The organism is Micromonospora trifolii (assembly GCF_022229005.1).
GTDB lineage: Bacteria > Actinomycetota > Actinomycetes > Mycobacteriales > Micromonosporaceae > Micromonospora > Micromonospora trifolii.
Map to the genome: position 1 here is coordinate 56,106 of NZ_JAKKFD010000024.1, position 23,494 is coordinate 79,599.

Annotated in this window: 16 protein-coding genes and 1 pseudogene; 10 read left to right on the forward strand and 7 right to left on the reverse strand. The window is 72.1% G+C overall.

Annotation, left to right across the window (positions count from 1 at the left end):
• Window positions 1-28 precede the first annotated feature (28 nt).
• Genes NIE79_RS16675 through NIE79_RS16695 form a run of 5 tightly spaced genes read left to right on the forward strand, consistent with a single transcriptional unit; the run spans window position 29 to window position 7,605 of the window.
• Window positions 29-2,203, forward strand: a complete 2,175-nt coding sequence (locus NIE79_RS16675) for a molybdopterin oxidoreductase family protein (RefSeq protein WP_238679476.1) — start codon at window positions 29-31, stop codon at window positions 2,201-2,203.
• Window positions 2,200-3,639, forward strand: a complete 1,440-nt coding sequence (locus NIE79_RS16680) for an FAD-dependent oxidoreductase (RefSeq protein WP_238679477.1) — start codon at window positions 2,200-2,202, stop codon at window positions 3,637-3,639. The genes NIE79_RS16675 and NIE79_RS16680 overlap by 4 nt, the downstream gene beginning before the upstream one ends.
• Window positions 3,636-6,173, forward strand: coding sequence for a nitrite reductase large subunit NirB (gene nirB, locus NIE79_RS16685; RefSeq protein WP_238679478.1), 2,538 nt, complete (start codon window positions 3,636-3,638; stop codon window positions 6,171-6,173). Before NIE79_RS16680 ends, nirB begins: the two co-directional genes overlap by 4 nt.
• On the forward strand, window positions 6,170-6,517 hold the full coding sequence (nirD, locus tag NIE79_RS16690; RefSeq protein ID WP_091402335.1) for a nitrite reductase small subunit NirD: 348 nt from the start codon (window positions 6,170-6,172) through the stop codon (window positions 6,515-6,517). Before nirB ends, nirD begins: the two co-directional genes overlap by 4 nt.
• Window positions 6,517-7,605, forward strand: a complete 1,089-nt coding sequence (locus tag NIE79_RS16695) for a uroporphyrinogen-III synthase (protein WP_238679479.1) — start codon at window positions 6,517-6,519, stop codon at window positions 7,603-7,605. The genes nirD and NIE79_RS16695 overlap by 1 nt, the downstream gene beginning before the upstream one ends.
• 44 nt (window positions 7,606-7,649) lie before the next feature.
• Here NIE79_RS16695 and NIE79_RS16700 read toward each other — a convergent pair.
• From NIE79_RS16700 to NIE79_RS16715, 4 genes and pseudogenes are all read right to left on the reverse strand, one after another.
• Window positions 7,650-8,274 (reverse strand): annotated as a pseudogene (locus NIE79_RS16700) (GTP-binding protein).
• Window positions 8,255-8,620, reverse strand: a complete 366-nt coding sequence (locus tag NIE79_RS16705; RefSeq protein WP_007465174.1) for a DUF742 domain-containing protein — start codon at window positions 8,618-8,620, stop codon at window positions 8,255-8,257. Before NIE79_RS16705 ends, NIE79_RS16700 begins: the two are co-directional and overlap by 20 nt.
• A gap of 89 nt (window positions 8,621-8,709) precedes the next feature.
• The gene (locus tag NIE79_RS16710) at window positions 8,710-9,117 is read right to left on the reverse strand and encodes a roadblock/LC7 domain-containing protein (protein ID WP_007465177.1); all 408 of its coding nucleotides are present in this window, start codon (window positions 9,115-9,117) and stop codon (window positions 8,710-8,712) included.
• Complete coding sequence (locus tag NIE79_RS16715; RefSeq protein WP_238679480.1) at window positions 9,114-12,272, reverse strand: sensor histidine kinase; 3,159 nt, start codon at window positions 12,270-12,272, stop codon at window positions 9,114-9,116. Before NIE79_RS16715 ends, NIE79_RS16710 begins: the two co-directional genes overlap by 4 nt.
• Before the next feature lie 444 nt (window positions 12,273-12,716).
• Here NIE79_RS16715 and NIE79_RS16720 point away from each other — a divergent pair, with 444 nt between their 5' ends.
• Window positions 12,717-13,895, forward strand: a complete 1,179-nt coding sequence (locus NIE79_RS16720; protein WP_238679481.1) for an ABC transporter substrate-binding protein — start codon at window positions 12,717-12,719, stop codon at window positions 13,893-13,895.
• Window positions 13,896-14,097: 202 nt separating this feature from the next.
• On the opposite strand, the gene NIE79_RS16725 is transcribed toward NIE79_RS16720, so the two are convergent.
• Entirely contained in the window at window positions 14,098-14,955 is an 858-nt protein-coding gene (locus NIE79_RS16725) for an ABC transporter permease (RefSeq protein WP_238679482.1), read from the reverse strand.
• Window positions 14,956-15,058: 103 nt separating this feature from the next.
• On the reverse strand, window positions 15,059-16,090 hold the full coding sequence (locus NIE79_RS16730; RefSeq protein WP_238679483.1) for an ABC transporter substrate-binding protein: 1,032 nt from the start codon (window positions 16,088-16,090) through the stop codon (window positions 15,059-15,061).
• 270 nt (window positions 16,091-16,360) lie between these two features.
• Between NIE79_RS16730 and NIE79_RS16735 the strand changes: the two genes are divergently transcribed.
• From NIE79_RS16735 to NIE79_RS16750, 4 genes are all read left to right on the forward strand, one after another.
• On the forward strand, window positions 16,361-17,146 hold the full coding sequence (locus tag NIE79_RS16735) for an ABC transporter ATP-binding protein (RefSeq protein ID WP_238679484.1): 786 nt from the start codon (window positions 16,361-16,363) through the stop codon (window positions 17,144-17,146).
• A 2-nt stretch (window positions 17,147-17,148) separates the two neighbouring features.
• Window positions 17,149-18,099, forward strand: a complete 951-nt coding sequence (locus NIE79_RS16740) for an LLM class F420-dependent oxidoreductase (protein ID WP_238679485.1) — start codon at window positions 17,149-17,151, stop codon at window positions 18,097-18,099.
• Window positions 18,096-18,404 carry a cupin domain-containing protein gene (locus NIE79_RS16745; protein WP_007465195.1) on the forward strand — a complete coding sequence of 103 codons (309 nt, stop codon included), beginning with the start codon at window positions 18,096-18,098 and terminating at the stop codon, window positions 18,402-18,404. Before NIE79_RS16740 ends, NIE79_RS16745 begins: the two co-directional genes overlap by 4 nt.
• A 76-nt stretch (window positions 18,405-18,480) precedes the next feature.
• Window positions 18,481-21,738, forward strand: coding sequence for a hypothetical protein (locus tag NIE79_RS16750; RefSeq protein ID WP_238679486.1), 3,258 nt, complete (start codon window positions 18,481-18,483; stop codon window positions 21,736-21,738).
• A gap of 153 nt (window positions 21,739-21,891) precedes the next feature.
• On the opposite strand, the gene thiC is transcribed toward NIE79_RS16750, so the two are convergent.
• The gene (gene thiC, locus NIE79_RS16755; protein WP_238679487.1) at window positions 21,892-23,484 is read right to left on the reverse strand and encodes a phosphomethylpyrimidine synthase ThiC; all 1,593 of its coding nucleotides are present in this window, start codon (window positions 23,482-23,484) and stop codon (window positions 21,892-21,894) included.
• Window positions 23,485-23,494: the final 10 nt, after the last annotated feature.

Here is a 23,494-nt window from a genome sequence, read left to right on the forward strand (position 1 = left end):
AAACCGCCCGGCGGCACGCTTTCCCGACATGACAGACGGTGCACGGTCGGCAACTCCGCCGGGGCTGACGCCCCGGGAAGTGGCGACGCACTGCCCGTACTGCGCACTGCAGTGCGGGATGACGCTGCGCGCGGACGACGCCGGGGTGACGGTCCACCCCCGCCAGTTCCCCACCAACCGGGGCGGGCTCTGCCAGAAGGGTTGGACCGCCGCCGAACTGCTCGACCACCCGGAGCGGCTGACCACCCCGCTGGTGCGCGACCCGGCCACCGGCGAACTGCACCCGGCGAGCTGGGACACCGCGCTCGACCGGGTGGTCGCCGGCATCCGCGCCGTCCAGGACGACGCCGGCCGGGACGCGGTCGCCGTCTTCGGCGGTGGTGGCCTGACCAACGAGAAGGCGTACGCGTTGGGGAAGTTCGCCCGGATCGGGCTGCGCACCCGGCACATCGACTACAACGGACGGTTCTGCATGTCCTCGGCGGCAGCCGCCGGGATGCGCGCCTTCGGCATCGACCGCGGGTTGCCGTTCCCCCTCGCCGACCTGGGCCGGGCCGACACCCTGCTGCTGGTCGGAGCGAACCCGGCGGAGACCATGCCGCCGCTGGTGCGCTGGCTGACCGAGCAGCGCCGCAACGGCGGAAAACTGATCGTCATCGACCCCCGGGTCACCGCCACCGCCCGCCAGGCCGACCTGCACCTGCAACCGCTGCCCGGCACCGACCTCGCGGTGGCCAACGCGCTGCTGCACATCGCCCTCACCGAGGGTTGGGTCGACCGAGCCTACGTGGCCGACCGCACCACCGGATTCGACGCGGTCCGCCGAGGCGTCGCCGCCTGGTGGCCGGCCCGCGCGGAACAGCTCTCCGGGGTGCCGGTGGCCGACCTGGAGGCGACCGCCCGAGCGCTGGGCACCGGCGGTCGCGTGATCATCCTGACCGCGCGCGGCGCCGAGCAGCACGCCAAGGGGGTGGACACCGTCACCGCGTACGTCAATCTCGCCCTCGCCCTCGGTCTGCCCGGCCGCGACGGTTCGGGGTACGGCTGCCTCACCGGCCAGGGCAACGGCCAGGGCGGGCGGGAGCACGGGCAGAAGGCCGATCAGCTCCCCGGCTACCGGCGGATCGACGACCCGGCGGCCCGGGAGCACGTGGCCGGGGTCTGGGGCGTGCCGGCCGATGAACTGCCCGGCCCTGGAGTACCCGCCTACCAGCTGCTCGACTCGCTCGGCACGCTGGGTGGCCCGCGCGCGTTGCTGGTGTTCGGGTCGAACCCGGTGGTCTCGGCACCCCGGGCGGCCCGGATCGAGGGCCGGCTGCGCGACCTCGACCTGCTGGTCGTCGCGGACCTCCTGCTCTCCGAGACGGCCGCGCTGGCGGACGTGGTGCTGCCCACCGCGCAGTGGGCCGAGGAGGACGGCACCATGACCAACCTGGAGGGTCGGGTGCTGCGTCGGCGCGCGCTACGGCCGCCCCCGCCGGGCGTCCGGACCGACCTCGCCATCATCTCCGACCTGGCGGCGCGACTGGCCGACACCGAGTCGACGGACGTCGACCCGGCCGACGCCAACCCGGCCAGGGTGCGACCGGCCGCCGTCGCGGCGGCTCGGTTCCCGGCCGACCCGGCTGTCGTCTTCGCCGAGCTGCGCCGCGCCTCCGCCGGTGGGGCCGCCGACTACGCAGGCATCAGCTGGGACCGGATCGACGCCGACGACGGGGTCTACTGGCCCTGCCCGAGCGAGGACGGGCCGGACACGCCCCGACTGTTCGCCGAGCGGTTCGCCACCCCGGACGGCCGGGCCCGCTTCCACCCCGTCGACCATCGGCCGGCCGCCGAGGAGGTCTGCGCCACGTACCCGTTGCACTTCACCACAGGTCGGGTGCTGGCGCAGTACCAGTCGGGCACCCAGACCCGACGGGTCGCCGCGCTGCGCCGCGCCGCCCCGGAGGCGTTCGTCGAGCTGCACCCCGACCTGGCCGCCCGGTTGGGCATCGACGACGGTGACCCGGTGCGGGTCACCTCGCGCCGGGGTGAATTGCGTGCGCCAGCCCGGCTGAGCACCGGGATCCGACCCGACACCGTCTTCGCCCCGTTCCACTACGCGGGGGCGGGACGTGCCAACTCGGTCACCAACGACGCGGTGGACCCGATCTCCGGGATGCCCGAGTTCAAGATCTGCGCGGTCCGAGTGGAGAAGGCATGACCGCCCGGGTGGTCATCGTCGGCAACGGGATGGCGGGCGCGCGCCTCGCCGGTGAGCTGCACGCCCGGGAGGGAGACCGAAAGGTCACAGTGCTCGGGGCCGAGCCGCACCGCGCGTACAACCGGATCCTGCTCTCCACTTTGCTGGCCGGCCGGATCGACGAGCCGGACGTGGAGCTGACCGAAGCCGCCGGGCACGGCGTCGACCTGCGCAGCGGCGTACCGGTGACAGCTGTCGACAGGTCTGCCCGGGAGGTCCGCACCCACGACGGCGAACGAATCGGGTACGACCACCTGGTGCTCGCCACCGGCGCCCGTGCGGTGGTGCCGCCACTGCCCGGCCTCGACCCGGCGAACCTGCCGGATCGGGTGGTCCCCTTCCGGACCCTCGACGACTGCCGGCGGATCCTCGCCGCGGCGGACGGCGCCCGCAGCGCGCTGGTGCTCGGCGGCGGGCTGCTCGGTCTGGAGGCCGCCCGAGGGCTGGCCACCAGAGGGCTGGCCACCACCGTGGTGCACCCGAGAGAGCACCTGATGGAACGGCAACTGGACCCGACCGCCGGCGCGGTGCTCGCCGGCACGCTCGCCGGCTTCGGCGTCACAGTCCAACTCGGGGTGTCGGCGACCGGCGTGGCCGCGGACGCCAGCGGTGTCCGCCTCGACCTTGCCGACGGTCGATCGCTCAGCGCCGACCTGCTGGTCCTCTCCTGCGGCGTACGCCCGGACACCGCCCTCGCACAGGCCGCCGGCCTGACAGTGCGGCGTGGCGTGGTGGTGGACGACCGGCTGCGCACCAGCGACCGGTCCATCTCGGCGATCGGCGACTGCGCCGAGCACGACGGTGTGCTCACCGGGCTGGTCGCGCCCGCCTGGGCCCAGGCCCAGGTGCTCGCGGACGTGCTGACCGGGACGGACCCACTGGCCCGGTACCGGCCCCGGCCGGTGGTGACCCGGCTGAAGGCCGCCGGGATCGACCTGGCGTCGATGGGTGACGCGGCCAGTGGCGGGCCGGGCGAGGAGTTGACCTTCGCCGATCCGACCCGGGGCACCTACGCCCGTTTGCGGATCCGGGACGAGCGGCTGATCGGCGCCATCCTGCTCGGCGACAACCCGGCGGTCGGCACGGTGATCCAACTCTTCGACCGTGGTCAGCCGGTGCCGAGCGACCGCCGGGCGCTGCTGCTCGGCCGGGCACTCGGCGCGGCCGGCGCGACCCCGGCCGCCTCGCCGGCGCTGATGCCGGACGCGGCCACTGTCTGCCAGTGCAACACGGTGAGCAAGGGCGCACTCGTCAGAAGCTGGCGCTCCGGCGCCCGGACTGTCGATGCGGTGGTGGCCGCGACCCGGGCCGGCACCGGATGCGGCGGATGCCGGGACGCGGTGAGCGGCATCGTCGACTGGCTGAGCCAGGCGGAATCGGTGGAGGTGACGCGATGAGCGGCGGCGAACTGGTCGTCATCGGCAACGGCATGGTCGGGCAGCGTTTCGTGGACGCGCTGCACGCCCGTGACCCACAGGGCGACTGGCGGGTGACGGTGCTGGCCGAGGAGGGGCGCCCGGCGTACGACCGGGTGCGACTCTCGGCGTATTTCGACGGGGTGAGTGAGAGCGAACTCAACCTGCACACCCCGCACGACGGGGTGCGGCTGCGCCTCGGCGAGCCGGCGACCGCTGTCGACCGGGACCGGCAGGTGGTGACCACCGCCGTCGGCGAATACCGCTACGACGCGCTGGTGCTGGCCACCGGGTCGTACGCGTTCGTGCCGCCGGTGGCCGGCACGGAGCTGCCCGGGGTCTTCGTCTACCGGACCCTGGACGACCTGGCGGCGATCCGGGCGTACGCGCGGGGCCGGCGGGTCGGCGCGGTGATCGGTGGCGGGCTGCTCGGTCTGGAGGCAGCGAATGCCCTGCGACTGCTCGGCCTGAGCACCGACGTGGTCGAGTTCGCGCCCCGGTTGATGCCGGTGCAGGTGGACCAGGCCGGCGGCGCGATGCTCCGCCGCTACGTCGACGAGTTGGGCGTACGAACCCACCTCGGGGTGGCGACCACAGCGATCCGTCCGGGCCCGGACGGCGGCGTCGCGGCCCTGGAACTCTCCGACGGCACGGCCCTCGACACCGAACTGGTGGTGGTGGCCGCCGGTATCCGGCCCCGGGACCAGTTGGCCCGGGACGCCGGCCTGCCGCTGGGCCCGCGCGGCGGGGTGCTTGTCGACTCGACCTGTCGCACCGCCGACGAGCGGATCTGGGCCGTCGGAGAGTGCGCGGCGGTCGACGGCACCTGCCACGGTCTGGTCGCGCCGGGGTACGCGACGGCCGAGGTGGTGGCCGATCGGCTGGTCGGCGGCGCGGCGACCTTCCCGGGCGCTGACACCGCCACCAAACTCAAGCTGCTCGGCGTCGACGTGGCCTCGTTCGGCGACGCCCACGGCACGACCGAGGGCTGCCTGGACGTCACGTTCACCGACCCGGCCACCCGGGTCTACGCGAAGCTGGTGCTCTCCGACGACGCGCACACCCTGCTCGGCGGGGTGCTGGTCGGTGACGCCAGCGCGTACCCGACGCTGCGGGCCAGTGTGGGCGGCCCGCTGCCGGCCGCGCCGCTGGCGCTGCTCGCCCCCGACGGCGGCGGCGCGGACGCCGGAGCGCTGCCCGCCGCCGCGCAGGTCTGCTCCTGCAACGCGGTGACCCGGGGCGACGTGGACGCCGCCATCGCCGACGGTTGCGCGGACGTGCCGGCGTTGAAGGCGTGCACCCGGGCCGGCACCAGCTGCGGTTCCTGCGTGCCGATGCTCAAGCAGCTCCTGGACGCGGCCGGGGTGGCGCAGTCCGGCGCGCTCTGTGAGCACTTCGACGTCAGCCGGCGGGAGCTGTTCGAGATCGTCCGCGTCCGCGGCATCCGTACCTTCTCCCGGCTGGTCGCCGAGCACGGTCGGGGCCGCGGCTGCGACATCTGCAAGCCGGTGGTGGCGTCCATCCTCGCCTCGCTGGGCGGCGGGCACGTGCTCGACGGCGAACAGGCGTCGTTGCAGGACACCAACGACCACTTCCTGGCCAACCTGCAACGTGACGGCAGCTACTCGGTGGTGCCCCGGATCCCGGGCGGCGAGATCACCCCGGAGAAGCTGATCGTGATCGGCGAGGTCGCCCGGGACTTCCAGCTCTACACGAAAATCACCGGTGGGCAGCGGATCGACCTGTTCGGGGCGCGGGTGGAGCAGCTGCCGCAGATCTGGCGGCGGCTGGTCGACGCCGGCTTCGAGTCCGGGCACGCGTACGGCAAGGCGCTGCGCACTGTGAAGTCATGCGTGGGCGAGACCTGGTGCCGGTACGGGGTGCAGGACTCGGTGGGGCTGGCCGTCGCGCTGGAGCTGCGCTATCGCGGGCTGCGTGCCCCGCACAAGCTCAAGTCGGCGGTCTCCGGTTGCGCCCGGGAGTGCGCGGAGGCGCGCAGCAAGGACTTCGGCATCATCGCCACCGAGACCGGTTGGAATCTCTACGTCGGCGGCAACGGTGGTTTCCGGCCCCGGCACGCCGACCTGTTCGCCACCGACCTGTCCACGGACGCGCTGATCAGACTGATCGACAGGTTCCTCATCTACTACATCCGCACCGCCGACCGGCTGCAACGCACCGCTGGCTGGATCGAGGCCATGGACGGCGGCCTGGACCACCTGCGCTCGGTGATCGTGGACGACTCGCTCGGGCTCTGCGAGGACCTCGACGCGGCGATGGCCCGGCACGTGTCGTCGTACTCCGACGAGTGGCGCGACGTCCTGGACGACCCGGATCGGCTGCGCCGCTACACCTCCTTCGTCAACGCCCCCGACGTACCCGACCCGTCGATCACCTTCACCCGGGAACGCGGCCAGCCGGTCCCCGCACGCGACCAGTCCCCGACCGGAACCGAGCCGACCAATGGTCACCGTCGGCAACCGGTCACCCTCGGCCTACCGGAGGTACGGCGATGACCCAGACCCTCACGCTGACCTGGACCACCGTCTGCCTGCTCGACCGGTTGGAACCGGACCGGGGCGTCGCCGCCCTGGTCGACGGGGTGCAGATCGCCCTCTTCCGGACCGCCGACGAGCTGTTCGCGATCGACAACCGCGACCCGGTCTCCGGGGCGTACGTGCTGTCCCGGGGCATCGTCGGCAGCCGTGGCGGAGTGCCGACGGTCGCCTCACCGCTGCACAAGCAGGTGTACGACCTGCGCAGCGGGCACTGCCTCGACCTGCCCGGGGTGGCCGTGGCCCGACACGACGCACGTTGCCGTAACGGGCTGGTCGAGGTGCGGCTGCGACAGGAGGGTTGATGCGGGAAGAACTGGCGGGCTTCACCATCGGGGTGACCGCCGACCGGCGGCGCGACGAGTTGGCCGCGCTGCTCGAACGAAGGGGCGCCCGGGTGGTTCTCGCCCCGGCGCTGCGGATCGTGCCGCTGTCCGACGACACCGAGCTGCGCGAGGCGACCCGCGCCTGCCTCGACCAGCCGCCGGACATCCTGATGGCCAACACCGGCATCGGCATGCGCGGCTGGTTGGAGGCGGCCGAGGGCTGGGGGCTGGCCGAGCCGCTGCGCTCCGTGCTGGCCAGCTCGTACGTGGTGGCGCGCGGCCCGAAGGCACGCGGCGCGATCCGGGCGGCTGGGCTGCACGACCAGTGGTCGCCGGCCTCGGAGAGCTGCGACGAGGTGGTCGATCACCTGCGACGGCGCGGAGTCGCCGGGCAGGTGATCGCCATGCAGCTGCACGGCGAGCGGCAGCCCGAGTGCACGCTCGCGCTGGAGGCGGCGGGCGCCACTGTCATCGAGGTGCCTGTCTACCGTTGGGCGCCGCCGACCGACCCGGCGCCGCTGCACCGGCTGATCGACCTGATCGCCGGCCGGCTGGTGGACGCGGTGACGTTCACCTCGGCGCCGGCGGCCGAGGCGCTGCTACGGGCCGCCGGTGACCGCACCGACGCGGTGCTGTCGGCGTTGCGCAGCGACGTGCTGGCCAGCTGCGTCGGCGCGGTGACCGCCGAGCCGCTGTTGCGGCACGGGGTGCCGGTGAGCGCGCCCGGTCGGGCCCGGCTGGGCGCGCTGGTGCGGACCATCGTCGACGAACTGCCCCGCCGGACCGTGACGTTCAAGGCCGGCGGGCACCTGCTCACGTTGCGCGGGCACGCCGCGGTGATCGACGGCGAGCTGCGGCCCCTCGCGCCCGCGCCGATGGCGGTGCTGCGGGCGCTGGCCCAGTCACCGGGTCGGGTGCTGTCCCGTACGGCGTTGCTGCGGACGCTGCCCCGGGGCGCGGACGAGCACGCCGTGGAGATGGCCGTCGCCCGGCTACGGGCCGGCCTGCGCGCGCCCCGCGTGGTGCAGACAGTGGTGAAGCGCGGCTACCGGCTCCGGGTCGACTGACCGTGTCACGGCCGGCAGTCGTACGCCGGCCGTGACACGACGGTTCAGCCGACCGGCGTCGGGAAGCCCCGCCCGTGCTCGGACTGGAGCCGGAGCATGGCGTGCTCGACCACAGTCACCAGCACCTGCTTGACCGAGTCCCGCTGCCGGGCGTCGGTCATCACCAGCGGCACCTGCGGCGAGATGGCCAGCGCTTCGCGGACCTCCTCGGCCTCGTACTGCGGTGCGCCGTCGAACTTGTTCAGCGCCACCACGTACGGCAGGTTGCGGTTCTCGAAGTAGTCCAGCGGGGCGAACGCGTCGGTGATCCGGCGGGTGTCCACCAGCACGGCGGCACCCACCGCCCCCCGAATGATCTCGTCCCACATGAACCAGAACCGAGTCTGACCCGGTGTACCGAAGAGGTACAGGATCAGGTCCTGGGCCATGGTGATCCGGCCGAAGTCCATGGCGACCGTGGTGGTCTCCTTGCCCGGCACCTTGGACGGATCGTCGATGCCGACACCCGCCGCTGTCATCAACGCCTCGGTGGTCAGCGGTGTGATCTCGGAGATCGCCCCGACCAGTGTCGTCTTACCGACGCCGAAGCCGCCCGCGACGACGATCTTCGCGGAGACGATTCCCCGGCCCGGCCGCCCCCCCTGCGGGGTCATAGCCTGCGAAGTCCACTTAGCACCCTTCCAAGCAGTTCCATCCGCTCCTCGAACCCCTCGGCGGGAGCAGCAGTGTGTAACGTCAGCAGGCTCTCGGCCACCATGTCGGCGACCAATACCCGGGCGACGCCCAGCGGCATCCGGGTATACGCGGCGATCTCCGCCAGCGACTGTGCTCGGCCCTCACAGACCGTGGCGATGCGGTGCTTGTCGTGCCCGGCGAAGCGGGACTCGGCGACCTGGGTGGGGGACGCGGTGAGGACGGCCTCGAGGGCGATGTCCTGCCGTGGCTCGGTACGCCCACGGGTGACCGCGTACGGACGCACCAGCGCGCCACGCGGGTCAGCGCGTCGTTGGTCCATTCCCGATCACCTCCTCGTCCCCTGCTGAGCCGGACTGTGCCGCCTCTCGTCCCTGGTCCGGCGCTCGGAACGAGCGCCGCCTTCCGGTGCTAAGAGCGCACCGCGTCGCGCGGCAGCGGCACCAGCGCGGCACCCACCCGCTCGACCAGCAGCGCCATCTCGTAGCCCACCTGGCCCACGTCGCAGCTGCGCGCGGCCAGCACGGCCATCGAGGAGCCGTCGCTGATCGACATCAGGAAGAGATACCCGCTGTCCATCTCGATGACTGTCTGCAACACCCCGCCCGCACTGAACATCCGGGCCGCGCCCTCGGTCAGGCTCACCACCCCGGAGGTGATCGCGGCGAGCTGGTCCGCCCGGTCCCCCGGTAGATCCCGGGAGGACGCGAGCAGCAGCCCGTCGGCGGACACCGCCACCACGTGGGCGATTCCCGCCACGCTGTCGGCGAAGTTGGTGAGCAGCCAACCCATGTCCTGCATGGCAGCTGGCCTGTTCATCGGCTCTCCTTGGTCGAGGTGCTGTTCAGGTCCGTTCCGGCCGTCCGACCGCGCTGCACACCGCGGTGGTAGGCCGACAGCAGACCACGTACTTCATCCGGGGTCCGCCGGCTGCGGTCCCGGCCGCTCTTCGGTTCGATGCCACCCGGCACGAGCTGTTGCTGCGGCACCCGCTTGGGCAGTCCGGAGCGGGTGGTCCCGGCGGGAGCCGGCTCGGCAGCCCGGCTGGCCCGGGACCAGCCTTCGTCAGCGGCCGTACGCCATGCCCCCGGGTCGGGGGCGGGTGCGGGTGCGGGGGCGGGGGCGGGGGCGGCCGGAGCCGTCCGACCGGCCGGGGGCGGAGCGTACGTCGGCGGCGCCGACGGCCGTGCCCCGAACCCGTCCATCGTGGCGCCGAGGCCGTCGGCGCCCGGGGTGGCCGTCCCGTCGGTGCCGGAGCTGCCCGGGGTACGGGTCGGCAGCTTCGGTCGGGCCGGCGACGCGGCCGGCACCGACCCGGCGCTCGGCTGGCCACCGTTGCCGGCTCGCAGGCCGGCGTCGGCCGCTGCCGTGGCGGTGGGCGCGGGCGGCTCGTCGAAGTTGGGCCGGGTGAAGATCGCGGTGGCGTCGTCGCCGTGCGACCGGAACCAGACCGCCTCCATCTCCCGGAAGATCGGAGCCTCGGCGGGGAAGTCGGGCCGGGTGCTGACCGGTGCGGCGGGCACCGACGGAGCGGCCGGCGGTGCCACAGCGCCCGGCCCGGCGACCGGCCCGACCGGGAGGCCCTGGGCGCCACGCCCATCCGCGGTGTCCGCGGCGTCCGGGGTGGAGCCGCGTCGGGGCAGCGGGTCGACGGTCGGGTAGGCCACTGTCGGGCTGCCCAGCGAGGCACTCGCGCCGTTGCTGTAGGCCGGCCGGGCCGGCGGGAGCGGGGCGGCGGGAGCCGGGGCGGCAGGTGCGGGTGGCATTGTCGAGCGCGGGCCGGTGTAGCCACCCGCCTGGACGGCCGGGGTGGTGTCCCGCGAGTCCAGCGGCGACTGCCACTGAGCGGGTGTCGGCGTGCTGGTCCGCCACTGGTCGGGCAGCGTGGCCGCCGAGGTGGCGGCACCGGCGAACTGCTCGGCGTGACCGGCCGGGGTGAGCGGCGCCTGCTCCACTGCCATCGGCTGACGCGGCCGGGTGAGCACCTGCTCGCGGCCCCGGTTGCTGGGCAGCACCACTGTGGCGGCGGGCAACGTCACCTGGGCGACGGTGCCGCCCTCGACGTTGCGGCGCAACTCCACCCGGATGCCGTAGCGGGAGGCGAGCCGACTCACCACTGCCAGACCCATCAGTCGGAACGCGGCGACGTCCACGCTCGGCGGGGCGGCCAGCCGCCGGTTGAGCGAGTCGAGCTGGTCGTCGGTGAGGCCGAGCCCGCGGTCCTCGATCTGGATCAGCACGTAGTCGCGGATCCGGCGACCGTCGGCGACCACAGTGGTGTTCGGCGGCGAGAACCGGGTGGCGTTGTCGAGCAGCTCGGCGACGAGGCGTACCACGTCGTTGACGGCGTTCGCGGCCACCGAGATGTCGGTGTCCACGGTGCCGAACTCGATGCGGTTGTACAGCTCAACCTCGGACTGGGCGGCGCGCAGCACGTCCACCACCAGCGCGTTGTCGTGACGCGGTGCGGCGGAGTCGGCGCCGGCCAGGACGAGCAGGTTCTCGTCGTTGCGGCGCATTCGGGTGGCCAGGTGGTCCAGCTCGAAGAGCTGCGCGAGCCGCTTCGGGTCCTCCTCGCCGCGCTCGATCGCGTCCAGCTCGCCGATCATCCGGTCGACCAGGGTCTGACTGCGGCGGGCCAGGTTGAGGAACATCGCCGAGACGCTGGTACGCAGTGCCGCCTGTTCGGCGGCGACCCGCACCGCCTCCCGGTGTACGACGTTGAAGGCCAGCGCCACCTGACCGACCTCGTCGCGGGTGTTGAGCTGGATGGGGTCCCGGACCTGGCGGACGATCTCGTCCACCCCGCCGTCACCCACGCTGCCCATGTTCTGCAGCCGCTGCACGGCGTCGGGCAGGTCGTGGTTGGCCACCGAGAGGGCGCCCTCACGCAGTCGGCGCAGCGAGTGGTTGAGCGAGCGGGCCAGCACCACGGCCAGCGACACGGCGATGATCAGGGTCAGCAGCACCAGGATCGACTCGACCACTGCCTGCCGGATGACGTCCGAGCGGGCCTGGTCGGCCTGCTGGAGCAGTCGGTCCTGTAGTTGGATCTCGGCCCAGCGCATCAGGTCGTTCACCGCGCCGATGGCAGCGGTGGCGTCCTGCGCGGTGACCAGGGGGCGCTGCCCGACCGAGCGGGTGATGTCGGTGGCCACCCGGTCGGCCAGGCCGACCGCGTCGCCGGAGACGGTGCTGTCGACCAGCGCGCGCTGCACCGGGTCGGCGGCCAGCGAGAAGGCAACCAGGGCCTCCTGCTGGCCGGTCAACGTTGCCACGAAGGAGGAGAACTGCTCCGAGTCGAGCTGGCCGGCCGTCAGCGCGGTGAAGGCGACGGCCTCTTCCTCGGCGACGGAAGCCTTGGCGCGGGCGAAGGCGGCGACCGCGCGGCGGCTGTCCGACAGGCTCTCGTCGCCGGGCAGCTGGGCCAGGCCGTCACCGTACGACACCAGGTCGGTGAGGATGACTCCGTAGCGGAGCACCGCCTCGGCGACCGCCATCTGCCGGCGGTCCAGCACCTCCTGACGGGTGCTGTCCAGGGTGGCCAGGTGGTCGTCGATGGCGGCCAGCCGGTCCCGCAGGGCGGTCGGCACGTCGCCGATCCGGCCCCGCTCGGCGCGGTACTCGTCCACCTGCTGCTGCGTCTCGCGGACGCGCAGGTTGTACGCGTCGGCCGGCTGCTGCGGAGCGGCGAGGTAGGCGGCCGCGGCCATCCGTTCGGCCTGGAGGTCCTGGGTGAGGGCGCTGACGTCGACGGAGAGGGCCGTCAGTGACCGGGCCCGGGTGGCGTCGAACGCGCCCTCGCCGACGGAGATCAGGCGGACCGTGGCCAGCGCGATCACCGCCGCCACCGGGACGACAAGAATCAACGCCAACTTGGACCGGATCCGGGCGTCACGCAGTCTCGGCATCCGTCGGCGCGCACGCCGACCGCTGTCGCCGAGCGCGGGCAGGGTCGTCGGTCCGGTGCTCACGACATCGCCTCCGTCGTTTCTTCCCCGCCTGAGCCGCCGAGCCATGCCGTAAGCGGAGGGGACCACGCGCGGCACGGCCGCGATTTCATCAGAGATGATCGTGTTTGGGAAGCCGCAGTGAGGTAGGAAACGGTCGGACGGAGCGCATCCCGTGTTCCGGGCAACTGATACCTTCATTTCCGCAAGCCCCTGAACAGGGCATGTAACTCCAGAGTGGTCACGCGTGTATGCAAAGTGAGCTTTTGCAAACATTGCGTTACCCCAGCATGTGGGATGGCCGTCCCGAAAATGCTGCCGGGGTCCGCGCTTGACCACAGCGCCGGCCATTGGCAAGGTTTTGCAGGCTTCGCGCACACCGTACGGCAGAGGAGATCCCGTCCTCCACTGAGGACGGATTAGCGGCGGTGACCGGGCAGCGCCCGCGCCCGCACCTGGAGGACTGAGTTGAGCCCCATCCGCTCCGCGACCATCGCGGCGCTCGCATCGGCCGTAGTGGCCACCACGCTCACCGGCTGCCAGTTTGGCGAGGCGGAACAGGACACGAGTCCGATCGTGATCGCTGCCGATCTCGAACTCTCCGGAGCCGCCGCCACGGTTGGCCGGACATACCAGCGAGCCCTCGAACTCAAGGTCGAGCAGTTGAACTCCTCCGGAGCACTGAACGGCCGGAGGATCGACCTGAAGGTGAAGGACAACCGTTCCGACTCGGCCGAGTCACTTCGCAACATCGTCGACTTCAGCAGCGATTCGAAGGTCAGCGCCATCATCATGGGCGGCTGCAACGAATGCGCGGTCGGAGCGGTCGGGACCATCAACGAGAAGCGGATTCCCACCATTGCGCTAGCCGCTTCCGGCACGATCGCCGCGCCGGCCGCGGAACGGCGCTACGTGTTCAAGCTGGGCCCTAACGCCCCGGACAGCGCCGCCGCACTGACCACCGAACTGCGCCGCAACAACATCCGTAAGGTGGGGATGCTGGTCAGCGACGACGACTACGGCCAGGAGGGCGCGACCGCGCTCAAGAACGAGCTGGACAAGGTCAAGATCACGCTCCGACAGCAGCGGATCAAGACCACCGACACCGACGTCAGCCAGCAGGTCCAGCAGCTCGCATCGGGCAAGCCCGACGCGATGGTCTTCTGGACCCCGCCGGAGCAGGCCACACTGGCCGCCACCAGCGCCCAGCAGACCACCTTCCGTGGGTCGATCTACTTCGACGCGGGAGCGGCCGGGGACCTGTTCCTCGGCGCGGCCGCCAAGGCGACCGAGAAGGCCACGCTGATCTTCACCCAGACCATGGTGATCGACGACGTGATCGCGACCACGCCGGCCAAGGCGGCGCGGCGGCAGTGGTTCCAGGACTACACGGCACGCTTCGGTGGCTACAACGGGTCCTCGTCGTTCGCCGCGGACGCCGTCCAGCTGATCGCCGACGCCGAACTGCGCGCCGGTGGTGAGATCGGCAAGGTGGACCGCAACGGCATCCGGGACGTGCTGGAGACGTCCCAGATGGACGGCCTCTCCGGCCCGATCCGCATGACGCCGGACAACCACAGCGGCCTGATGCCGCAGGCGCTCACCACGCTGGTCGCCCGCAACGGTCGCTGGCGGTTGGCGGGGTAACGCTCGGGCCTTTCGTCCGGCGGGGTTAGTCGGGGCGCCGGGTGGGGTGTGGCCTACCGTGCCCGGCTCCGGGCGGTCAGGCTTGATCCCTCCGCCGGGCACGGTAGGCCACACCCTTTGCGCCAGCAGCGTCGACAAGACGGGCCGGCCTCCCAGTGGGGGCCGGCCCTTCGCGTTTCTTGTGATTGTCTCTTCTGTTGGGTTAGCGGCTGCTGGTGGTTTCTCGTACCCAGGGGAGGGCGAACCGCTCGATCAGCAGGAGCGCCGAGTAGAGCAGGATGCTCACCAGCGCCACCAGCATGATCGCCGCCCAGGCGGTGGCGGTGTCGCCGACGCCGGCGTACTGCGTGATGACGTAGCCGAGGCCGCTCTCGCCGGCCTGGAACTCACCGATCACCGCGCCGATCGCGGCCAGTGGCATGGCCACCTTGAGCCCGACGAAGATCTGCGGCAGCGCGGCCGGGAAGCGCACCTTGCGGAACGCCTGCCAGCGGGAGGCGTTCCAGGAGCGCACCAGTTCGGCCAGGTCGGCCGGCGTGGTGGTCAGCCCGGTCGCGGTGGAGAGCACGATCGGGAAGAAGCAGAGCAGGAACACCATGGTCAGGATCGGCTTCTGGCCCCAGCCGAGCGCCACCACGAGCAGCGGGCCCAGCGTGATCTTCGGCACCGCGTTCACAGCTACCAGCAGCGGAGTGAACATCCGCTCCACAGTGCGGGAGCTGGCCAGGGAGAGCCCGATCAGCACACCGGCGGCCACCGACAGGGCGAACCCCGTCAGGATCTCCAACGTGGTGTCCCAGGTGTGCTCCAGCAGCTGCGCCGGCTTGTCGACGAACGCGGTGAGCACGTCGCCCGGTGGGGGCAGGGCTGCGGGGTGAACCAGCTCCAGCCGGGCGATCAGCCACCATGCCGCCAACGCGACCAGGATGCCGACCGCGGGCAGCACCGCCTCGGCCCCGGCCCGCAGACCGGCACCTGGACCCGTGCGCCCCACCTCGGGGCCGGCACTCGGCGGCGCGGGTTCCGCCACCGCCGGGTCCGCTGACCGGACGTCGGTCATCTCTGTCCTCCTCGAAATCCCACGGCCCGCCGGGGGCCGACGAGCGACGGGGGTACGCCCCACCGGGATCGGCGGGACGTACCCCCTGATGACGACCGGACGATCAGGCCTTCGGCGCGAGGCTGAAGTCGATGATCTGCTCGGGGGTGATGTTCTGCTTCAGCGCGCCGGCGCCCTGCAGGATGGCGATGCTCTTGGCGACCCGACCGCTGTCCAGGGTGCCGATCGCGGTGCCGGTGTTGCCGGAACGGACGTACGCGGCCATCAGCTCCAGCTCGGCGGCGGCGGAGACCGGGTTGGTGGCGTCGACGTTCTTCTTCAGGATGTCGGCGGCCTCCTTGGAGTTCGCCAGGCTGTACTCGAGGCCCTTGAGCAGCGCCGCGGTGAACCGCTTCACCATCTCGGGCTTCTCCTTGGCGATCTTCGAGGAGGTGATCAGCACGTTGCCGTAGAGGTCCTGCATCACGTTGCTGTACGGCAGCATGACGGCCTTCTTCTTGGCCACCGCCTCGATGGTCGGCTGACCGACGACGAACTGACCGATGCCGTCGACCGAACCCGCGGCCAGCGTGCCGATCAGGTTCTGCGCCTCACCGTTGACCCAGGTCACCTTGGTCGCGTCCACACCGGCGAGCCGGGCGTACGTCGGGAAGAGGTTGCGGACCACGGAGCCGGGGGTGTCGGCGAGCTTCTTGCCCTCCAGGTCCTTCGGCGAGCTGATGTTCTTGCCCTCGACGGTGGCGATGCCCGCCATGGTGCGCTGCTGGATCGCGGCCACCGCGGTGAAATCCTTGGCCTGGCCGTTGCCGAGCTGGAGCAGACCGCCGGTGAGGTCGATCGGGCCGAAGTCGGCCTGGCCGCCGACGACGGTCTGGATCACGCCACCGGTGCCCTGGCCAGCCTTGATCTCGACGTCGAAGCCGGCTTCCTTGAAGAAGCCCTTGTCCTTCGCCACCCAGGCGTAGGAGTCACGGCCGAAGTTACCGAACGAGGTGAGGTAGGTCACCTTCTCCAGCGTCTTGCCGTCGCCGCCCTTGGCATCGTCGGCCGAATCCGACCCGCTGCTGCAGGCGGAGACAAGGGCGAGGGCGGTGGCCAGCGCGGCCGTAGCGACCGTACGGGTCAGCCTTCTCATCAGTGCACCATGTCCTTTCCGACCGGGGCCGGCAGGCCACCGGAGGGGGTTGTCGTGACGGGCCGGCAGGAGGGGTGGAAGCCGGGCGCCGCCGTCGTGAGGGGACTCTTCGCGGGCACAGCGTACGAGAAACCCACAGTTGTGACGCCAGGCGTATCGGGTTGCGGAACGGATACAACCTGACGACCACCCCAGCCGGTGTCATACGTCAAGGGAGCAGTTAGCCTTTGTCGGATTCCTGACCGTCCACTCAGCGGAGGTACGCCGGAGATGATCCGACTGACCGGGGTGTCCCGTACCTTCGAAGGCCGATCCGGCCGGGTGGAGGCGCTGCGCGGCATCGACCTCGACGTCGCCGAGGGCGAGTTCGTAGCCGTGCTCGGCCGGTCCGGCTGCGGCAAGTCCACACTGCTGCGACTGATCGCCGGGCTGCTCCCGCTGAGCGCCGGTGAGATCACCGTCGCCGGTACGCCGATCGCCCGCCCCCGCCAGGACATCGCCATGCTGTTCCAGAAGCCGGCGCTGCTGCCCTGGCGCACCGTGCTGGACAACGTCCTGCTGCCGGTGGAGATCTTCGGCTGGAGCCGCGCCAAGCACCGGGAGCGGGCCCGGCAACTGCTCGACGTGGCCGGGTTGGCCGGCTTCGAGAAGCGGCTGCCGCACGAACTCTCCGGCGGCATGCAGCAGCGGGTGTCGCTGTGCCGGTCGTTGATCGGTGAGCCCCGGGTGATGCTGATGGACGAGCCGTTCTCCGCGCTGGACGCGCTCACCCGCGAGGAACTCTCCGGCGAACTCCAGCGGGTGCACATGGAGAACAAGCCGACAATCGTCTTCGTCACCCACTCGATCGACGAGGCGGTGCTGCTCGCCGACCGGGTGGTCGTGCTGAGCCCCCGCCCCGGCCGGATCCGCAAGGTCGTCGACGTGACCATCCCCCGGCCCCGCACCCTGGGCCGCAACGCCCACCTGGCCGACGTCGCCCAGGTCAGCGCCGACCTGCACGAACTGCTGATGGAACGCGAACAGCCGGCCACCGCCGGCGCGGAAGGACACTGACCATGCGGGTGTCGGTCTTCACCGAGCCGAACCGTGGCGCCAGCTACGACACCCAGCTCCGGTTCGCCCGACTGGTCGAGGCCTGCGGCTACGAGGGTTTCCTCCGCGCCGACCACTACCAGTCGATGGGCGCCGACCCGGGCCTGCCCGGCCCCACGGACGCCTGGCTGACCCTCGCCGCGCTGGCCCGGGAAACCGAGCGGATCCGACTCGGCACCCTGGTGACGTCTGCCACGTTCCGCCTGCCCGGCCCCCTCGCGGTGATGGTCGCGCAGGTCGACCAGATGAGCGGTGGCCGGGTCGACCTGGGCATCGGCGCCGGCTGGTACGAGCGCGAACACACCTCGTACGGCATCCCGTTCCCGGCGGTCGGCGAGCGCTTCGACCGGTTGGCCGAGCAGCTTGAGGTGATCACCGGGTTGTGGGGAACCCCGTCCGGCGAGACCTACAGCTTCACCGGCGACCACTACCGGCTGGTGGACGCGCCCGCCCTACCCAAGCCGGTGCAGGTGCCCGGCCCGCCGATCATCGTGGGCGGGCGCGGTCCCAAGCGCACCCCCGAACTGGCCGCCCGGTACGCCGACGAGTTCAACATGCCGTTCAAGTCCGTGGCGGCCACCGCCGAGGCGTACGACCGGGTGCGCGAGGCGTGTGAGCGCACCGGACGGACGGAGTCCGGGCGAGACCCGCTGGTGCTCTCCGCCGGGATCGTCGTCGCCATCGGCCGGACCGACGCGGAGGCCCAGCGTCGGGCCGCACCCCTGCACGAGAAGAGCGCGCTGCCACCGGAGGATCCAGTGGTCGGCTCCCCCGCGCAGCTCGCCCAGCGGATCGGTGAGTTCGCCGCGATCGGCACCACCCGGGTCCACCTACGCCTGATCGACTTCGATGATCTCGATCACCTTGAGCTGATCGCCGCCGAGGTGCTGCCCCAACTGGACGGAGCACGATGACCGACGTGATCGACGGAACCGAACTCGGACCGGTGGGTCAGGAGATCGTGTACGAGAACGACCGGGTCCGGGTCTGGCACATCCGCCTCGAACCGGGCGAGCGGCAGCCGCTGCACCGGCACGACCACCCCTACCTGGTGGTGGCGATCGAGGGCGCCAAGAACGTCGTACAGACCATCGACGGCACCCGGATCGACGCCGACGAGCCCACCGGCGGAGTGGTCTACCGGGACCCGGGCGCGGTGCACATGCTGACCAATGTCGGGGATACGACTTACCTGGCCCGGCTGGTCGAACTCAAGTAGACCCGCCGATGGCCACCGGCGTGCCGCGCGGCGCGCCGGTGGCAATCGGGTGTACCGGGTGCGTAACGTGCCGGACATGGCCTTTCGGACCTGGGGCAGACTGCTGCTCACGGCGCTCGGGGTGAGCGTGCTGGCCGGAGCCGGCCAGCTCGGCGTCGCGTACGGTTTCGGCATCGTCCGCCTGACCGGCGCATTCACCGGTACGACAGTCAACCAGTGGCCGGCCCAGCTCGTCTGGGTGGGCTGGTTCGCCGCGAACGCAGCCGTCGCCGGCGCCGTCCTGACCGGACGCCTCGCTCGCCGCGACACTCCGGCGGCCGGCACCGGCCGGCAGTTGGCGGTCGGTGGTGCGGCAGCCCTCGGCGCCACAGTCATCGCCCCGCTCTGCATGCAGCCCGCCCGCGCCGCGGAGCTGATCTCCGTTGACCCGGTCTGGGCGGTGGGCATCTGCGCCATGGTCGGTGCGGTGATCGGGGCGGGGGCCGCGATCGCCGTCCTGTTCCGGCCCGAGCTGGGCTGGAACGTGGCGGCAGTGGCCGGCGCGGTCTGGCTGCTGGCGCTGATCTCCGTCCTGCCGTCGCTCGGCACTGTCGGCCCACTGCCGACAGTCCGGCTCGGCGTACTGGAGCCGAGCTGGCTCGACGACGCCGCCGCGCAACGGCTGGCGCTGCTCCTGCTCCCCATCGTGGCGCTGCTGGCCGGCGCGGCGACCGCCGGGCTGGCTCGCTGGCGGGGCCAGGCGCCACTGGTCAGCGGGGCCACCGGGGTGGCCGGTCCGGTGCTGGTGGCGTTCGCCTACCTGACCGCCGGTCCGGGCGACGCGGTGGACCGCTACCAGGCCGCCCCCTACTACGGCTCGTTGATCGCGATCCTCGCCGGAGCACTCGGCGCGGCCGCCGCCGCGCTGCTGCGCTGGCCGACGGGCACCCGTGCGACCGATCCGCAGGCCATCGAGCCCACCGCCATCCTGCGCCCGCTGCCCGCCGGCCCGGCGCTGCCCGGCGCGGCGAACGACCGGGACAGCACCGAGCGCACCGACACGGAGACGACAAACGCCGACCTGGCCACTGCGCAGCCCGGCGGCGTCGTTGCGGGTCCGTGGGCGGCGGGCGACCCCGATTCCGTACGCACCGTCCCGGCCCACTGGGACTGGCCGGAGACCACAGCGAGCGGACAGCACGGTCCGGCTCCCGCCACTGCTTCTCCCGCCGCCCCGACTCAGCCGGCGGCCTGGCTGACCGCGCCGACCGGTGAGTTCAGTGCCGCAGGGCAGACGCTCCCGCGCCACGATGATGTCCCGGCCACGACCGAGCCCTCGGCCAGCACCGACGTCAGCAGGGTCACCGACGCCTCCGCGACCGGCACAACCGCCGGACGCGTCGACGCCGCGACCCCAACGGGCGGCCGAGCGGCCGACGAGCTGACCGGCAGCACGGCGACGGGCACAAGCGGCAGCACGGCGACGGGCACGAGCGGCAGCACGGCGACCAGCGGCGGACCGACCGATGGGCGCACCACCCGCAAGCCCGCTGCCACACCGAGCAGCGCGGCTGCACCCGGTTCCGGCGCGACCAGCGCGGCCGCGACCAGCGCTCTGACCAGCTCGGACGCGCCCGTCCCCGCGACCGGCAGCACCGCCCGGACCAGCGCGGCCGCGACCCGGGCAGCCCGGACCAGCGCAGCCCCGACCAGCACGGGCAGCGGCAGCGAGGCGACCAGCACGGTCCCGACTGGCACGGACGCTCCCCGTCCCGCCGCCACAGGCACGAGCAGCAAGGGCACGAGCAGCACGAGCACGGAGGCGACCAGCGCGGGCACGGCCGGCCAGGACACGCCCGGGGCGGCGCCGACGATCAAGCCGCGACGCAGCCGTAAGCCGAAGGCCAACCCGGAAGCCACAGCCTCCGACGCGACTGACGACACGTCCCCTGCCGGTTCGGCAACCACGAGCGAGACGCCCACGAGCGAGACGACCACCGACGCAACGCCCGCCCGCGAGACGACCACCGACGCAACGCCCGCCCGCGTGACGACCGCCGACGCGACGCCCGCCCGCGAGACGACCGCCGGCCGCGCCACGAAGGGCACCCGGCCGGGCAGGTCCGCCGACAGCACCGGCTCCGACGCGGCCACCGATACTCCGTCGTCCAGCCGGGGAAGCGTGGGTGAGCGGTCGAGCTCGACCTCCGACGTCTCCTCGGCTGCTGCCTCCGGCACGGCAGCGGCAGCCCCGGCCACCGCTGCCGGTGCGAAGCGAGCACCCGCCACCCCCGTCACCGGTTCGAAGCGAACGCCGGCCGCCTCGACGACCGCCGCAACCGGCGCGACGGAGGTGCCGGCCAGCCCGGAGCCCTCGACCACGGCAACCGACGCCACACAGACCTCGACCACCGCGACACCAGCACCGACCACCGCGGCCGGCGCGACGCCAGCAGCGGCGGCGCCGACCACCGCGGCCGGCCAGGTTGGTGCGGAAGCCACAGCGCGCGTCCCGAAGGCCGGCACGGGCAGCAGGGCAGCACCGGCCGACGCGGCAAGTGATTCCGCAATCGCCGGGGCTCGTGGCACCGACAGCGGGCGCCCCGCCGCCGAGGACGTTCCCACCGCCGGGTTGTTCGGGGCCACCGCCGCCAGTGACCCGGACGCGGACCGGTGGACACCCGCGCCGTCGGCCTGGCCGGTCACCCCGACGTGGACGGTGCCACCGCAGGCCTCCGAGCCGGAGGCGACCACGTCTGAGGGGTCGAGCAATCCCGACGAGCCGACCGGGCCGATGCCCAGGCCCCGGCATCGGGCACCGTTGCCGGATTTGAGCCGGGCCGGCACCTGGAACGCATTCGACACCTCCCGGCGCCGCGGGTCGGCGGGATCGCAGGACAGCTCGACGGCACGGACAGCGCCGGCCGATGCCAGCGAGACCACCACTCCGGCCGAACACCCGGCTCCGACGGAGTTCCCGGGCACGCTGGGCGCGCCCGCCGGCTCCGCCACCACCACCAGCGCCACCGCCGACAGCGCCGCCACCACCAGCGCCACCGGCACCGGCGCCGGCGATCTGACGCCCGCTGACGCCGCGTCGGCAACTCCGACGACCCCGAAGGTGGCGGAGCAGCCCTCCCGGCGAGGACGACTCGGCGGGCTGTTCCGCCGCAACCGGTCCCGGGCCGACGAGGAAAGCCCGAAGACGTCGGACGCCGCCGAGCCGCTGGCGACCCAGGACGAGGAGTTCGTCGACTGGGTCGCCGGCCTGGGCAAGCCGGTGTCGGACAATGAGCCCGAGCAGGAGAACGGCCGCCGGTCGTTGCGCTCCACCGGTCGACACCACCGCGACTGACCCACGGCGCAGCGCGCAGACGCACCGACCGGTCGCCGCTTGATCGACTCGGGTTCATTGAAACCGGGCTGTCCCGAGCTGCCAGACACCCCGAGATCAAGGAACCCGAGTCGATCATCCCGCGGGACGCCCCGGACTGACCCGCAGTGTGGGTCAGGCGAGCGGTAGGTAGACCCGACTCCCGCCGGAGACGAACTCCTCCGACTTGTCCTTCATGCCGCGCGCCGCGTACTCCTTGAGTTCTTGGGTGATCTTCATGGAGCAGAACTTCGGGCCACACATCGAGCAGAAGTGGGCGGTCTTCGCCGGCTCCGCGGGCAGTGTCGCGTCGTGGTACGAGCGCGCCGTCTCCGGGTCCAGCGAGAGGTTGAACTGATCCTCCCAGCGGAACTCGAACCGCGCCTTCGACAGAGCGTCGTCCCACTCCTGCGCGCCGGGGTGCCCCTTGGCCAGGTCCGCCGCGTGTGCCGCGATCTTGTACGCGATCACGCCCGCCTTCACGTCGTCCCGGTCCGGCAGGCCGAGGTGCTCCTTCGGCGTGACGTAGCAGAGCATCGCGGTGCCGAACATGCCGATCATCGCGGCGCCGATCGCCGAGGTGATGTGGTCGTACGCGGGCGCGATGTCGGTGGTCAGCGGACCGAGCGTGTAGAAGGGCGCCTCGTGGCACCACTCCTGCTGAAGGTCCACGTTCTCCTTGATCTTGTGCATCGGCACGTGGCCGGGGCCCTCGATCATCACCTGGACGTCGTACGCCCAGGCGACGGTCGTCAGCTCACCGAGGGTGCGCAGCTCGGCGAACTGCGCCTCGTCGTTGGCGTCGGCGATCGACCCGGGGCGCAGGCCGTCACCGAGGGAGAACGTCACGTCGTAGCGCGCGAGCAGCTCGCACAGCTCCTCGAAGTTGGTGTAGAGGAAGTTCTCCTCGTGGTGCGCCAGGCACCACGCCGCCATGATCGAACCACCGCGGGACACGATCCCGGTCACCCGGTCCACTGCCAGCGGCACGTACGGCAGGAGCACCCCGGCGTGCACAGTCATGTAGTCCACGCCCTGCTCGGCCTGCTCGATCACTGTCTCCCGGAACACCTCCCAGCTCAACTTCACCGGGTCGCCGCCAACCTTCTCCAGCGCCTGGTAGATCGGCACCGTTCCGATCGGCACCGGCGAGTTCCGCACGATCGCCTCACGGGTCTCGTGGATCCGCTTGCCAGTGGAAAGGTCCATGACGGTGTCCGCGCCCCACCGGGTGGCCCAGGTCAACTTCTCCACCTCCTCCGCGACCGACGAGCTGACCGCCGAGGTGCCGATGTTGGCGTTCACCTTGACCAGGAACGCCTTACCGATGATCGCCGGCTCGCACTCGGGGTGGTTGACGTTGAGCGGGAGCACCGCCCGACCGGCGGCGATCTCGGCCCGCACGAGTTCCGGGTCGACGTTCTCCCGGATCGCCACGAACTCCATCTCCGGCGTCACCACACCCGCCCGCGCGTAGGCGAGCTGGGTGGGCCGGCGACCGTCCATCCCGGCGAGCGGCGTCCCCGCACCCCGCACCGGCGCCACGTCACCCCGCTCGGCGATCCACGGCCCGCGCAGCGGCGGCAGCCCCACCTCCGGGTCCGAGCCAGGGCCGGACGTGTCGTAGAGCCGCACCGGCGGCAGATCACCGGTCAGCCCCACCTCCGCGAACGGCACCCGGACATCCGGCCGTGAACCCTCGACGTACACCTTGCCTCGTGCGTGCATGACAGCCTCC